This is a genomic window from Micromonospora sp. S4605, from assembly GCF_003176715.1.
Lineage (GTDB): Bacteria > Actinomycetota > Actinomycetes > Mycobacteriales > Micromonosporaceae > Micromonospora > Micromonospora echinaurantiaca.
The window spans coordinates 1-12,600 of sequence record NZ_QGSW01000352.1 but is presented as its reverse complement, the minus strand read 5'-3'; the positions used below and the strand labels follow the sequence as shown (position 1 = coordinate 12,600).

Annotated in this window: 11 protein-coding genes and 1 pseudogene; 4 read left to right on the top strand and 8 right to left on the bottom strand. The window is 75.3% G+C overall.

Annotated features, from left to right (window positions below; genetic code table 11):
• The first annotated feature begins 18 nt into the window (after positions 1-18).
• Together DLJ47_RS30090 and DLJ47_RS30085 are read left to right on the top strand one after the other, a co-directional pair.
• The gene (locus DLJ47_RS30090; protein ID WP_109905057.1) at positions 19-2,100 is read left to right on the top strand and encodes a SpoIIE family protein phosphatase; all 2,082 of its coding nucleotides are present in this window, start codon (positions 19-21) and stop codon (positions 2,098-2,100) included.
• Between the two features lie 91 nt (positions 2,101-2,191).
• Entirely contained in the window at positions 2,192-2,623 is a 432-nt protein-coding gene (locus DLJ47_RS30085; RefSeq protein ID WP_109905055.1) for a hypothetical protein, read from the top strand.
• A 10-nt stretch (positions 2,624-2,633) separates the two neighbouring features.
• Here DLJ47_RS30085 and DLJ47_RS30080 read toward each other — a convergent pair whose 3' ends face one another.
• Positions 2,634-3,983 (bottom strand): FAD-binding oxidoreductase, encoded by a 1,350-nt coding sequence (locus DLJ47_RS30080; RefSeq protein ID WP_109905059.1) that lies wholly within the window; start codon positions 3,981-3,983, stop codon positions 2,634-2,636.
• An 87-nt stretch (positions 3,984-4,070) separates the two neighbouring features.
• Here DLJ47_RS30080 and DLJ47_RS30075 point away from each other — a divergent pair, with 87 nt between their 5' ends.
• Positions 4,071-6,167 (top strand): S9 family peptidase, encoded by a 2,097-nt coding sequence (locus DLJ47_RS30075; RefSeq protein ID WP_109905053.1) that lies wholly within the window; start codon positions 4,071-4,073, stop codon positions 6,165-6,167.
• A gap of 10 nt (positions 6,168-6,177) precedes the next feature.
• Positions 6,178-6,372 carry a hypothetical protein gene (locus DLJ47_RS30070; RefSeq protein WP_109905051.1) on the top strand — a complete coding sequence of 65 codons (195 nt, stop codon included), beginning with the start codon at positions 6,178-6,180 and terminating at the stop codon, positions 6,370-6,372.
• Between the two features lie 30 nt (positions 6,373-6,402).
• Here DLJ47_RS30070 and DLJ47_RS30065 read toward each other — a convergent pair whose 3' ends face one another.
• The 7 genes and pseudogenes from DLJ47_RS30065 to DLJ47_RS30035 all read right to left on the bottom strand — a co-directional run.
• A complete protein-coding gene (locus tag DLJ47_RS30065; protein ID WP_109905049.1) occupies positions 6,403-8,535 on the bottom strand; it encodes a bifunctional polysaccharide deacetylase/glycosyltransferase family 2 protein in 2,133 nt (710 codons plus the stop codon).
• Between the two features lie 2 nt (positions 8,536-8,537).
• Positions 8,538-8,954: a hypothetical protein gene (locus tag DLJ47_RS30060; protein WP_109905047.1), complete on the bottom strand. Its 417-nt coding sequence runs from the start codon at positions 8,952-8,954 to the stop codon at positions 8,538-8,540.
• A 110-nt stretch (positions 8,955-9,064) separates the two neighbouring features.
• Positions 9,065-10,591, bottom strand: coding sequence for an FtsX-like permease family protein (locus tag DLJ47_RS30055; RefSeq protein WP_109905045.1), 1,527 nt, complete (start codon positions 10,589-10,591; stop codon positions 9,065-9,067).
• A complete protein-coding gene (locus DLJ47_RS30050) occupies positions 10,588-11,289 on the bottom strand; it encodes an ABC transporter ATP-binding protein (protein ID WP_109905043.1) in 702 nt (233 codons plus the stop codon). The genes DLJ47_RS30055 and DLJ47_RS30050 overlap by 4 nt, the downstream gene beginning before the upstream one ends.
• Positions 11,286-11,822: a PadR family transcriptional regulator gene (locus DLJ47_RS30045; RefSeq protein ID WP_109905041.1), complete on the bottom strand. Its 537-nt coding sequence runs from the start codon at positions 11,820-11,822 to the stop codon at positions 11,286-11,288. Before DLJ47_RS30045 ends, DLJ47_RS30050 begins: the two co-directional genes overlap by 4 nt.
• A gap of 95 nt (positions 11,823-11,917) precedes the next feature.
• Positions 11,918-12,466 (bottom strand): TIGR03086 family metal-binding protein, encoded by a 549-nt coding sequence (locus DLJ47_RS30040; RefSeq protein ID WP_255562359.1) that lies wholly within the window; start codon positions 12,464-12,466, stop codon positions 11,918-11,920.
• Positions 12,467-12,498: 32 nt separating this feature from the next.
• Positions 12,499-12,600: pseudogene (locus DLJ47_RS30035) on the bottom strand (IS982 family transposase); the annotation flags it as partial.

Below are 12,600 nucleotides of genomic sequence, written 5' to 3'. Positions count from 1 at the left end.
GCGGTGGAGGATACGGGGGTGGCAGCGGAGGCAGGCCCCACGACGACCGGGGGCCCGGACGAGCATGTCCGGCGGGTCCGGCTGCCCGCCGACCGGCGTACGCCCGCCGCCGCGCGGGCCGTCGTCCGGTCGGTGCTCGCCGAGGCACACCTCGACCAGCTGCTCAACGAGGCGCTGCTGCTGACCACCGAACTCTCCACCAACGCGGTCGAGCACGCCGGCACCGAACTGGACATCGAGGTCGTCGCCGACCGTACCGGGCTGACCGTGATGGTGTCGGACTTCGCGTCCGGCCCGGTCGACGAGCTGACCGTGGGCGTCCGCAACGACGCCACCGAGATCACCGAGGTCGCCGAGCGCGGCCGGGGCCTGCTGCTGGTCGACCACTTCGCCAGCCGGTGGGGCACCACCTACCTGCCCAGCGGGAAGGGTGTCTGGTTCCGGCTGGACCGGCCCGACCCGCCCGGCGACGGGCCGGCGACCCCGGGGGCGGAGGTGTCGGCGCCGGGCAACGGCGGGGGCGGGAGCGCCGCCGGGGAGAGCTCCGCGCCCAGCGCCGGCGCGATGAGCGCGCTGATGCAGACCACCCCCGACCCGTACGCCGAGGACCCGCTGCCCGACTTCGCGACCAGCCTGCTCACCCGGGTCGCCGAGATGGTCGGCGCCACCGGCGGCGTGGTCCGGCTGGACCGGGGCGACGGGCAGGGCCCCCAGGTGCTGGCCCGGTACGGCCGCCAGCCCCGGGCCGACCACGAGCTGCTCCGGGTGCCGTTGACCGTGCACCGGCCGTACGCCGGCGAGCTGGAGCTGGACGCGGCGCCCTCGGCGTACGCCCGGCCGCTGGCGGCGCTGATGGCCGAGCGGCTCTCGCTGCACCTGGAGAACGACCGGCTGCGCCGGGCGGACGTGCGCCGGCAGGCCTGGCTGACCTTCCTCGCCGAGGCCAGCGAGCTGCTCGCCCAGTCCCTGGACGTCGAGTTGACCATGGCGCTGATCCCGCAGCTGGTGGTGCCCCGGCTCGGCCAGTGGTGCGCGGTGCACACCACCGACGAGTGGGGCCGGCTGCGGCTGGCGGCGGCCAGCCACGCCGACGAGTCGATGCTGCCGCAGCTGCACGCGGTGCTCCGGGAGACCGGCCCGGACTCGATCCAGGCCCGGCTGCGCGAGGCGTCCCGCAACGGCACCCAGACGCCGCTCGGCACCCCGATGGAGGGCTTCGCGGTGCCGCTGATCGCCCGCGGGCAGCGGCTCGGCACCCTGGCGGTGGGGCGGCCGCAGCGGCACCGGCACGACCCGGACGAAATCGCCGTGCTGGAGGACGTGGCCCGCCGCGCCGCGCTGGCCATCGAGAACGCCCGGATCCACGCCGAGCGCCGCCGGGTGGCGCAGACCCTCCAGCAGTCGCTGCTGCCGCCGGTGCTGCCCGTGGTCGAGGGTATCGGCTTCGCCGCCGAGTACGTCCCGACCGGCGACGACGCCGACGTCGGCGGCGACTTCTACGACGTGCTGCCGCTGCCCGACGGGCGCTGGCTGGTGGTGGTCGGGGACGTCTCCGGCAAGGGGGTGCAGGCGGCCGCGGTCACCGGCCTGGTCCGGGACGTGATCCGGGTGCTGGTCGGCGACGGCAAGCCGCTGCCCGAGGTGCTGTCCCGGCTGAACGAGACACTGGTCGAGCGGGGCAGTGGGCGCTACTGCACGCTGGCCCTGGCGGCCGTCGGCCCCGGCGAGCGCGACCAGCTCGACGTCTCGCTGCACCTCGCCGGCCACGACCGGCCGGTGCTGGTGGGTGCCGGCGGCGGCGCGACCTTCGTCGGCACCGGCGGCACCGCGCTCGGGCTGCTCGACTCGATCGCCTCGCCGACGGCGGAGCTCTCCCTCGACCCGGGCGACGCGCTGATCTTCTACACCGACGGGGTCACCGAGCGCCGGCGCGGCCGGGAACTCTTCGGCACCGACCGACTCCGGGACGCCGCCACCCCGCTGGCCGGCTATTCCGCTGACGTGGTGGCGGCCCGACTGCGGGCCACCGCGATCGGCTTCTCCGGCGAGGCGCCCCGCGACGACATCGCCATCCTGGTCCTCCGCAACGACGCCGGCTGACGCCGCCAGCCGAGCGGCCCCACCCGGCGGGGCAGCGCCACACGGCCGGGGCGGGCAGCGCGACCCGGTACGGCCCGGTTAGGTTGGTGACATGTCGAGCACCGTCCATGCCGCCGACGGCCGGGCACCCCTGCTGCGCACCGTCCTCGCCGGACAGGTCGCCCTGCTCGCCGCCGCCGTTGTGGTGACCGCGATGTGGCTCGGCCGGATGGCCGCCGCCGGCATCGGCCCCGCCGAGCTGGCCAGCGGGGCGTACGACCCGAAGGACCTGGTGCCGTTCGGCCTGTCCATGGCGAACCCGTTCACCTGGCTCTACGTGCTGGTGTCGCTGCTCTTCCTCGCCGGGCTGGTCGCCGTGCCGATGCTCGCGCTCTACTCGGTGGTGCTACTGGTGCGCGACCGGGTGGGCATGCCCCGCCGCACCTGGTGGCTGCTGCTGGCGGTGACCGCCGGCGCGACCGCGGTGACCGTGCTGCGCTTCTCGCCGGCCGGTACCGAGCTGACCCGGTGGTGGCTGGACTGAGATCCGGGGGTCAGAGGCCGCCGGGCAGCCGGCCGGGGGCGAGCCGGTGGTGCGGGTCGAGATGTTCCTTGGCCTCGCGCAGCCGGGCCAGCCCGGCCAGCTCGCCCCAGAGGTCGACCACCCGTCGCACCGGCGCCGGCGCGGCGAGCACCACGCACCGGCCCTTGCGGGCGAGCAGCACCCCGCGTACCGCGGCGAGGATCGCGGCGACCCGGTCGGCGGGCAGCGCCCCGGGCAGGGCGGCGTGCACCACGCCCAGCCCGGCCGAGCCGCGGACCGGCACCGGGGCGCCGGCCGCGTCGCGCAGCGCGTAGACGGCGGCGTGCAGGTCGGTGATCGGCACCTCGATGCGCAGGGCGGTGTCGCCCGGCGCGAACGGGTAGCGCCGCCACCAGCCCGGCGCGCCCTGCTGGGTGGCCGACTCATCGCCGAAGAGCGCCGCCAGGCGCTCGGCCCGCTCGGCCACGTCGGCCGGGCCGCCTTCGAGGAGCACCGCCAGGCTGCCGGCGGCGGCAGGGCCGGTCGACGCGCGCCCCGTCATGGACGGATGACGCGCCATCGCCGCGGCCCGGCCGCGCGGCACCGGCCGGGATCCCGCGCCGGCCGGCAGATCCAGCTCGACGGCGGCCGGGTCGAGCCGGGCGGCGAGCAGCGTACGCACCAGGTCGTGCACCTCCAGCGGGGTCCACACCGGACGGGTGACCCAGACCCGGCGCGCCGGGGCGGCCTGCACCCGCAGCGTCGCCGAGACCAGCACGCCGAGCGCCCCGTGCGAGCCGCAGAGCAGCCGGGCCAGCTCCAGCCCCGGCGCGCCACCGCCGGCGCTGACCAGTTCGCCGTCGGCGTCGAGGTAGCGCAGGCCGACCAACTGGTCGCAGGGGGTGCCGTGGCGGTGCCGCAGCGGCCCGGCCTCGCCGGCGGCGAGCACCCCGCCGAGGGTCGCCCCGGGCGAGGGCGCGTCCAGCGCCAGCCGCTGCCCGGTGCGTTCCAAGGTGGCCTGTACCGCTCGCAGCGGGGTGCCGGCACCCACCTCGGCCGTCGACGCCCCCACCGGCTCGTGGCCGATCCCGGCGAGCCGGCCGGTGTCGAGCAGGATGTCGACCCGGTCGGGGGCGGCGCCCCAGTCGATCTTGGTGCCGGCTCCCCGGGGCACCACCGTCAGGTCGTGCCGGGCGGCCAGCCGGAGCACCTCGGCGGCGGCGGCCGGGCGGCCGGGCACGGCGACCCAGCGGGCCGGGCGGCCGGCGACCTCGTCGGCGGGGCCGGCGAAGCGGGCGAACGGCGGGCCGCAGATCTCCGTCAACCGCCGGGTGATGTCGAGGGCTCCGGGTCGATCGGTGGAACTCGCTGCAGCCGCCATGCCGGCCATCGTACATGTGTTCGAAAGCCGATGGTGGCGCGTCGCCTAATCGGGCGACGGACGGCGGCCGGCCGGTAACGTGACGCCGTGACCACCGAGACTTCCGTTCCCGTGGCAAAGCGGGTGCCCACCGAGCGCACCCACCACGGCGACACCGTCCTCGACGAGTACGCCTGGCTCGCCCGCAAGGACGATCCGGCGACGATCGCCTACCTGACCGCGGAGAACGCGTACACCGAGGCGCGCACCGCCCACCTGGCCGGGCTGCGCGCGGAGCTGTTCGAGGAGACCCGCCGGCGCACCCAGGAGACCGACCTGTCGGTGCCGACCCGCAAGGGCGGCCACTGGTACTACACCCGCACGGTCGAGGGCCAGCAGTACGGCGTGCACTGCCGCCGGGCGGTCCGCGCCGGCGAGACCGAGCCGCCGGTCAGCGCCGACGGCGCCCCGCTGGACGGCGAGGAGGTGCTGCTCGACGGCAACCTGCTCGCCGAGGGGCACGACTTCTTCGCGCTCGGCGCCTTCGACGTCAGCCCGGACGGGCGCTGGCTGGCGTACTCGACGGACTTCTCCGGGGACGAGCGGTTCACCCTGCGGGTGAAGGACCTGTCCACCGGCGAACTGCTTCCCGACGAGATCCCCGACACCTTCTACGGCACCGCCTGGTCCGCCGACGCGTCGGTGCTGTTCTACCTGACAGTGGACGACGCGTGGCGGCCACACCGGGTCTGGCGGCACGTGATCGGCTCGGCCGCGGGCGACGACGTGGTGGTGCACCAGGAGGACGACGAGCGGTTCTGGGTCGGGGTCGAGCTGACCCGCTCGGAGCGGTTCATCCTGATCGACATCGCCAGCAAGGTGACCAGCGAGGTACGGGTCATCCCGGCCGGCAACCCCACCGGCGCGCCGGCGGTCATCGCCCCCCGGCGGCAGGGCGTGGAGTACTCGGTCGAGCACCACGGACACCGGTTCCTGATCCTGCACAACGACGGCGCGGAGGACTTCGCGCTGGCGTACACCTCCGCGGACGCGCCGGGCGACTGGGTGCCGCTGATCGAACACCAGCCCGGCACCCGGCTGGAGTCGGTGGACGCGTTCGCCGACCACCTGGTCGTCTCGCTGCGCAGCAACGGGCTGACCGGGGTGCGGGTGCTGCCCGTCGGCGGCGGCGACCGGTACGACATCGACTTCCCGGAACCGATCTACAGCGTCGGCCTGGACGCCAACCCGGAGTACCGCACCACCCAGCTGCGGCTGCGCTACACCTCACTGGTCACGCCCGACTCGATCTACGACTACGACCTGGTCACCCGGCAGATGGTGCTGCGCAAGCGGAAGCCGGTGCTGCCCGGGCCGGACGGGCGGCCGTACGACCCGGCCGACTACGAGCAGCACCGGGACTGGGCGGTGGCCGACGACGGCACCCGGGTGCCCATCTCGCTGGTCTGCCGCAAGGGCACCCCGCGCGACGGTTCCGCGCCCTGCGAGTTGTACGGCTACGGCTCGTACGAGGCGAGCATGGACCCGTGGTTCTCGGTGGCCCGGCTCTCCCTGCTCGACCGCGGGGTGGTCTTCGCGGTGGCGCACACCCGGGGCGGCGGCGAGCTGGGCCGGCGCTGGTACGACCAGGGCAAGCTGCTGGCCAAGAAGAACACCTTCACCGACTTCGTGGCCTGCGCCCGGCACCTGGTCAAGGCGGGCTGGACGGCCAGCGACCGGCTGGTCGCCCGGGGCGCCTCGGCGGGCGGGCTGCTGATGGGTGCGGTGGCCAACATCGCCCCGGACGCGTTCGCCGGCATCGTCGCGCAGGTGCCGTTCGTGGACGCGCTCACCTCGATCCTCGACCCGTCGCTGCCGCTGACCGTCACCGAGTGGGAGGAGTGGGGCAACCCGCTCGACGACCCCGAGGTGTACGCGTACATGAAGTCCTACACGCCGTACGAGAACGTGGCGGCCCGGGACTACCCGGCCATCCTCGCGGTGACCAGCCTGAACGACACCCGGGTGCTCTACCACGAGCCGGCCAAGTGGATCGCCCGGCTGCGGGCCACCGCACCGCAGGGCGACTACCTGCTGAAGACCGAGATGGGCGCCGGCCACGGTGGACCGAGCGGCCGGTACGACGCCTGGAAGGAGGAGGCGTTCATCAACGCCTGGATCCTCGACCGGCTGGGCCGCGCCTGAGGCGCCCGCGATGACCATCGACGACGACCGGGCGGACGCGGAGCCGCCCGGTCCGGAGTCGCCCATGGAGCAGTCGGTGTCCCGGCGCGGACCGGCCTGGCTGGTCCTCGGCGTGGTCGCCGCCGCGCTGCTGGTCTGCTGCTGCTCGGCCCTCGTCGGCCTGGCCATCTCCTGGTCCACCGGCCTCTTCGACGCCCCCACCTGACCCGCCCCACCCCGCCCCGCGGGGGTGGGGTCAGGAGGGGCGGCCGGTGACGAGGGCGGCTGCCTCGCCGGTGCGGACCATCCGCTGCCAGCGGAGCCGGTTGCCGATCACCGCGGTGACCACCGACTGCACCACCACCAGGTACATCACCTGGCGGTAGACCAGTTGCTGCAACGGCAGGCTCCACAGCGGCCCGAGCCGTTCCCGGTCCAGCCGCAGCGCGTAGCCGGCGGTGAGCGCCTGGAGCAGCAGCAGCCCGGCCCAGGCCAGGGCGAGCGACGACCAGGGCAGGAAGAGCAGGCCGTAGAGGGCGAAGACGTCCACCGCCGGCGCGGTCAGCGGCAGCACGAGCTGGAACACCGCCAGGTACGGCAGGCCGCGCCGGCCGAGCTTGCCGCCGGCGCCCCGCTCGCGCAGCGCGTGCCGGTGCTTCCACATCGCCTGCATGGTGCCGTAGCACCAGCGGTACCGCTGCCGCCAGAGCTGGCGCAGCGACGACGGCGCCTCGGTCCAGGCGATCGCCGCCTCCTCGTAGACCACCCGCCAGCCGGCCCGCAACACCCGCATGGTGAGGTCGGTGTCCTCGGCGAGGGTGTCCGCGGGCACCCCGCCGACGGCGAGCAGCACCTGCCGGCGGAACGCGCCGATCGCGCCCGGGATGGTCGGCATGCACTCCAGTACGTCGTACATCCGGCGGTCCAGGTTGAAGCCGATCACGTACTCCAGGTGCTGCCACCGGCCGAGCAGCCGGCGCCGGTTGGCGACCTTGGTATTGCCGGAGATCGCGCCCACGGTCGGGTCGGCGAAGCCCTGCACCAGCCGGTACACGGTGTCCGGCTGGAACACCGTGTCGCCGTCCACCAGCACCAGCAGGTCGGCCCGGGCGGCCCGGATCCCGGTGTTCAGCGCCGCCGGCTTGCCGGCGTTGGCCTGCCGCAGGACCCGCACCCCGCGCAGCCGCATCCGCTCCACGATGTCCGCGGTGCCGTCGGTGGAGCCGTCGTCGACCACGATCACCTCCAGCGCCGGATAGGCGCTGGCCACCAGTGACCGGACGGTCGCCGCGATGTTGGCCGCCTCGTTGTACGCCGGCACGATCACCGAGACCGGCACGGTGACCGGCGGCCGGCGGTGCCTCGGCCGGCGGACCCGCCGCACGTGCCGCTGGGCACAGACCACCTGGACGGCCAACCGGGCCACGCCGAGCACCAGCGCGATCCCGAGCAGCACGTTCATCGCCGCGGCCAACCCACCGGCGCCGAGCTGGGCCCAGCGCAGCGCGGTGCCGCTCCACCGGCTGCCCGCGCCGGCCGGCAGCATCGACTCCGGCGCGTCGATGCCGGCCGAGACGGTGGTGAACCGGTAGCCCTGGCGGGTCAGCTCGGGCAGTAGCCGGTCCAGCGCGGCGACCGTCTGGGCCCGGTCGCCGCCACCGTCGTGCATCAGCACCACCGCGCCCCGCCCCTTCGCCGGGGTGGCCGCCTCGACGATGGCCGGCACCCCGGGGCGTTGCCAGTCCTTGGTGTCCCGGTCGGCGAGCACCGCGACGTGGCCGCTGCCGGCGGCGGCGCGCAGCGCCGCGTACTCCGGCCCGGTCAGCGCCTGCGGGCTGGACGAGAACGGCGGCCGGAGCAGGGTCACCTCCCGGCCGGTGGCCGCGGCGACCGCCTTGCGGGTCAGCGAGAGTTCCAGGTCCCGCCGCCACTGCGGGGCGCCGCCGAGGTCGGCGTGGGTGAAGGTGTGCGAGCCGATCTCGTGTCCCTCGTCGAGGATCCGTCGGACCAGGTCCGGGTGCTCGTTGACCCGGGCGCCGACGACGAAGAAGGTGGCGTGGGCGCGGTGCCGGCGCAGCACATCGAGCACCTGTGGGGTCCAGCGCGGGTCCGGTCCGTCGTCGAAGGTGAGCGCGATGGTCCGGTCCGGCAGCGTGCGGTCGACCGGCTCGGGCCGGTCCAGCCGCAGCACCGGGCCGCCGGAGGTGACCTGCTTCGGCACGCCGGCCGCCGCGTCGGCGCCCGCGCCGCCGCCCACCGCCGGGCCGGAACCGCCCGCCAGCCCGGTCACCAGGCCGTTCAGGGTGAGCGCGGCCAGCAGCAGCACCAGCCCGAGCAGGAGCAGGATCCAGTGCGCCCGCGGGTCCCGGCGGGCGACGTGTCGCGCCACCGTTACCTCGGCTTGCCCGGCGACTTCGACGGCTTCCCGGTGTTGTCGCGCCGCTCGTCGCCCAGGCCGGGGCGCTCCGAGGCGATGGGGTGCCCGGCGGACGGGACCGAGGTGGGCCGGGCGCCGGGCGTCGGCGAGCCGGTCGGCGCCGGCGCCGAGGTGCCGGTCACCGGCGACGGGCCGGGCGTGACCAGGGAGGCCTCCCCGAGCTCGGCACGGCCGTCCACACCCGCCGGCGGCCGGTCGTCGGACCAGCCGGGGACCGACACCGAGGTGTCCAGGAACAGGCCGGCGAGGATCAACGCCAGGCTGGCCAGCAGCCCGACGCCCATGGCGCTGCCGGCGATGACGGTGACCCGTCGACGTCGTCCGGTGCCGTCCACGAACACCGGCGTCGGCTCGCCCGACTGGTTCCGCATCTGGTGCACTCTCCCACTGCCACGCGCGCCCGATCCGATCCGGGCGCGGGCCCGAGGACCGGGCCTTCCGGTGCTGACAGCGCCCCGGCACCGCCGGGCGTTACACCGCGTCAGGTCGTCCGCAGCTCCTCCACCGCTGTGCTGGACCGCAGGAAGAGCAGGCCGACACCGACGGTGACCAGCACCGCGCCCAGCGCGCCCGCGCCGAGCAGCGCCATCTGCTCCAGCGGTACGTCGGGCGTGAGTTGGCGGCGGACCGGCTCGACCAGGCGCTCGTACCGCGCCCGGGTGGCCGGATCCGCGCACAGCTCCGGGCCGGCGTCACAGACCATCCCGCTGACCGTTCCCGTGGAGACCGGGCCGGACCAGGCTCGGCCGAGCAGCAGCCCAACGGTCATCGCGACCAGGATCGCCGGGATGGCCGGCACCAGCGCCTGCCAGGCGATGGACCGGCCGACGACGCTCCGCGGCACCCCGCCCGCCACCAGCGCCGCGTACGCCCGGCGGCGGGCGACGATGCCCTCGACCAGCGCGACCAGCAGGCCACCGGCGGCGATCGTCACGGCCACCGCCACGGCCAGGTCGACCAGGTCCATCGTGCGCAGGTAGAACGGGTTCGCCCCCTCGTCGAGGCCGACCAGCCGGTGCTCCTCGCGCTGCACCCGGTCGCTGAGCGCGAAGTGGGCGCGCTGCGCCGCGGCGCCCGCCCCGAAGACCACCGCGGCGAGCAGGGCGGCGAAGGTCCGGCTACCGGCCCACGGGTCGGCCATCAGCCGCCGGGCCGCCAGCAGCGTCGCCGGGCGGCGGGCGAGCCGGTGCAGCAGCCGCCCCGAGACGTACGAGATCCAGCCGGTGCCGAGCACCACGCCGAGCACGGCGGCGAACCCGCCCCCGACCACGACCGTGGGCACCAGCCAGCGGGCCGCCCCGGGCTCCACGCCGTCACCCGCGCGCAGCAGCGGCAGGGTGCCCACGCCGGCGGCCAGGCCCAGCCCGATCAGGAGACCGGGCCAGGGCCGCGGTCCGCGCCGCCGGCCGGTGCGCCGGACCACCCCGAACGGCGTGGTGGTGACCCGGCGCAGCAGCAGCGCGGTGGCCGCCGCCGCGACCAGCGGCAGCCCGAGCACCACCGCGACGAGCGCGCCGACCGGCGGCAGCACATCGGTGGGGAGCGCGAGCAGACCCCGCTCGTCCGGGCGGTGCAGCAGCTCGCGCCCGCCGAGATGGACCGCGAGCCCGGCGAGCGTGCCGAGCAGGGCGGCAAGCCCGGTCTCGGACACGGCCACCCGGGTCACCTGGCCCGGGGTGGCGCCGGCCAGCCGGAACGCGGCCAGCCGGCGGTCCCGGGCCGGCGCGCCCAGCCGGGCGCACTGCCCGGCCAGCGCCAGCACCGGGATGGTGAGCAGCAACAACGCGAACGCGGTGCCGCCCCGCAGCCCCGGCTCGCGCAGCAGGTTGTTGCGGTACTGCTCGGCCTGCGCCCACGGGTCGCCCGGCACCTCGGGAATGGCCAGCACGGTCAGCGCGGCCAGCACGGCGAGGGTGGCCAGCGCGGCGCTGAGCCCGGTCAGCACCACCCGGGCGGTGTCGGTGCGGGTGCCGGCCAGCGCCAACCGGAGCAACGTCACCGGCTTCACCGGTGACCGCCGGTCAGCGGCGCGTCAAGCCCCAGCCCGGTGTGGTCCACCATGCCGTCGCGCAGGACCACCTCGCGGTCGGCATACGCGGCGATCCGCGGCTCGTGGGTGACCAGCACGACCGCGGTGCCCTGCTGGCGGGCCAGCCGGACCAGCTGGGTGAGTACCTGTTCGCCGGTGAGCGTGTCCAGCGCGCCGGTCGGCTCGTCGGCGAAGAGCACCCGAGGCTCGGTGACCAGCGCCCGGGCGGTGGCGCAGCGCTGCTGCTGGCCGCCGGACATCTCGCCCGGCCGGGCGTCGGCCAGGTCAGCCACTCCGAACCGGTCCAGCCAGGTGAGCGCCGCGGTCCGCGCGTCTCGCCGCCCCGTGCCGGCGAGAAGCAGCGGAAGCGCGACGTTCTCCGCCGCGGTCAGCTCGGCGACGAGCTGACCGAACTGGAACAGCACCCCGAACTCGGTGCGACGCAGCCGGGACCGGGCCGCCTCGGACCAGGTGTCGATCCGCTCGCCACGCCAGCTCACCCCACCAGCGTCCGGCCGCAGGATCCCGGCGAGGCAGTGCAGCAGGGTGGACTTGCCGCAGCCGCTGGGCCCGGTGACCGCGACGATTTCCCCCTCGGCGACGTCGAGCGTGACGCCGCGCAGGGCGGGCGTCGGTCCGTACGACTTGACCACTGCGCGAGCCTGAAGTTGCGTCACGAGTGCACCTCCCGGTGCCAGTCGGCGACCCGGTCCAGGGTGGTGCGCAGCCACCGGAGATCGGCGTCGAGGTGAGCGATGGCGTAATCGGCCGCCACGACGTCGTCGAGGGTGGCCGACGGCGACGTCTTGACAGCGGTCAGCTCCCGCAGCCGTTCGGTGTGCGCCCCGCGCTGGGCGACCAGGTAGGCCCGGGCCCGGTCCACGTCGGCGACCAGCAGGGCCACCACGACCTTGGCGAAGAGCGTGCTGGTGACGTACGGCATCGGTGGCTCGACCGCGCCGAGCCACCGATCGACTGCGGCGCGCCCCTGCTCGGTCAGCTCGTACGCGGTGCGCTCCGGGCCGCCCTGGCGCTCCTGCCCGGCCGCCGCCACCAATCCGTCACGTTGCAGCCGGCCGAGCGTGGCGTAGACCTGCCCGAAGGCCAGCGGACGGGCCCGGGGCAACCGCTCGTCGTGCGCGCGCTTGAGCTCGTAGCCGTGCTTGGTGCCGGTGGCGAGCAGCCCGAGCAGGACGTGCGGAGTGGACACGCCCGTCACTATTCACTGAGCGAATAGTCGTTGTCAACGAAGCCCGCGCGGGCGGGTGCCGCGCGGGCTTCGGATGGCGGTCAGGCCGCGGCCGGTCAGGCCGAGGCGGTCCAGGCGGGATCCCGGCCGGTCAGGCCGAGCAGCCGGTCGAGGTCGGGCAGGCCGGCGTCGGTCGGCACCGGCTCGGCGAAGACGCCCATCTGCCGGGCCTGCGGGGCCAACTGCTCCACCAGCTCGTGCAGCGCCGGCACCACCTCCGGCGCCGGTCGGTACGACTGGCCGGTGGCCGCGGCGAGGTCCCAGCCGTGCACGGTGAGGTCCAGCAGCACCATGCCGCCGACCACTGTCTGCGGCATGCCCATCCCGGGCGAGACGCCCGCCAGGCTGGCCGGGTCGGACCAGGCGTCGACCAACCGGCGGGTCTCCACCTCGAACCGGTCCCGCCAGCCCTCGCTGAGGTGGTCGGGCTTGTCCGCCCACTGCACGCTCCGCTTCGCGGCGAGCTCCTGGAAGTTCACCACCACCTGATAGAGGTGGTTGAGCAGGTCGCGCACCGTGTAATCGCTGCACGGGGTGGGCAGGTGTATTTGTTCGTCGGCGACGGCGCGGACCACCGCGACGGTCCGCGGCGCTGCCGCTGCCAGCAGATCACTAGACGAGTAGTTCCGAATCCCGGTCAGTGGTCGTAGGCGATCAGTGACCGGGTGACGGGTGCGCCGGTCTTGTTGTTGTGCCAGATGGCGGCAGCCATGGCCAGGAGACGCTGGGCCACCCGCAC

Coding starts and splice junctions, on each gene's coding strand:
- DLJ47_RS30085 (WP_109905055.1), top strand. CDS start 2,192: ATGTCGAGCACCGTCCATGCCGCCGACGGCCGGGCACCCCTGCTGCGC.
- DLJ47_RS30080 (WP_109905059.1), bottom strand. CDS start 3,983: ATGGCGGCTGCAGCGAGTTCCACCGATCGACCCGGAGCCCTCGACATC.
- DLJ47_RS30070 (WP_109905051.1), top strand. CDS start 6,178: ATGACCATCGACGACGACCGGGCGGACGCGGAGCCGCCCGGTCCGGAG.
- DLJ47_RS30060 (WP_109905047.1), bottom strand. CDS start 8,954: ATGCGGAACCAGTCGGGCGAGCCGACGCCGGTGTTCGTGGACGGCACC.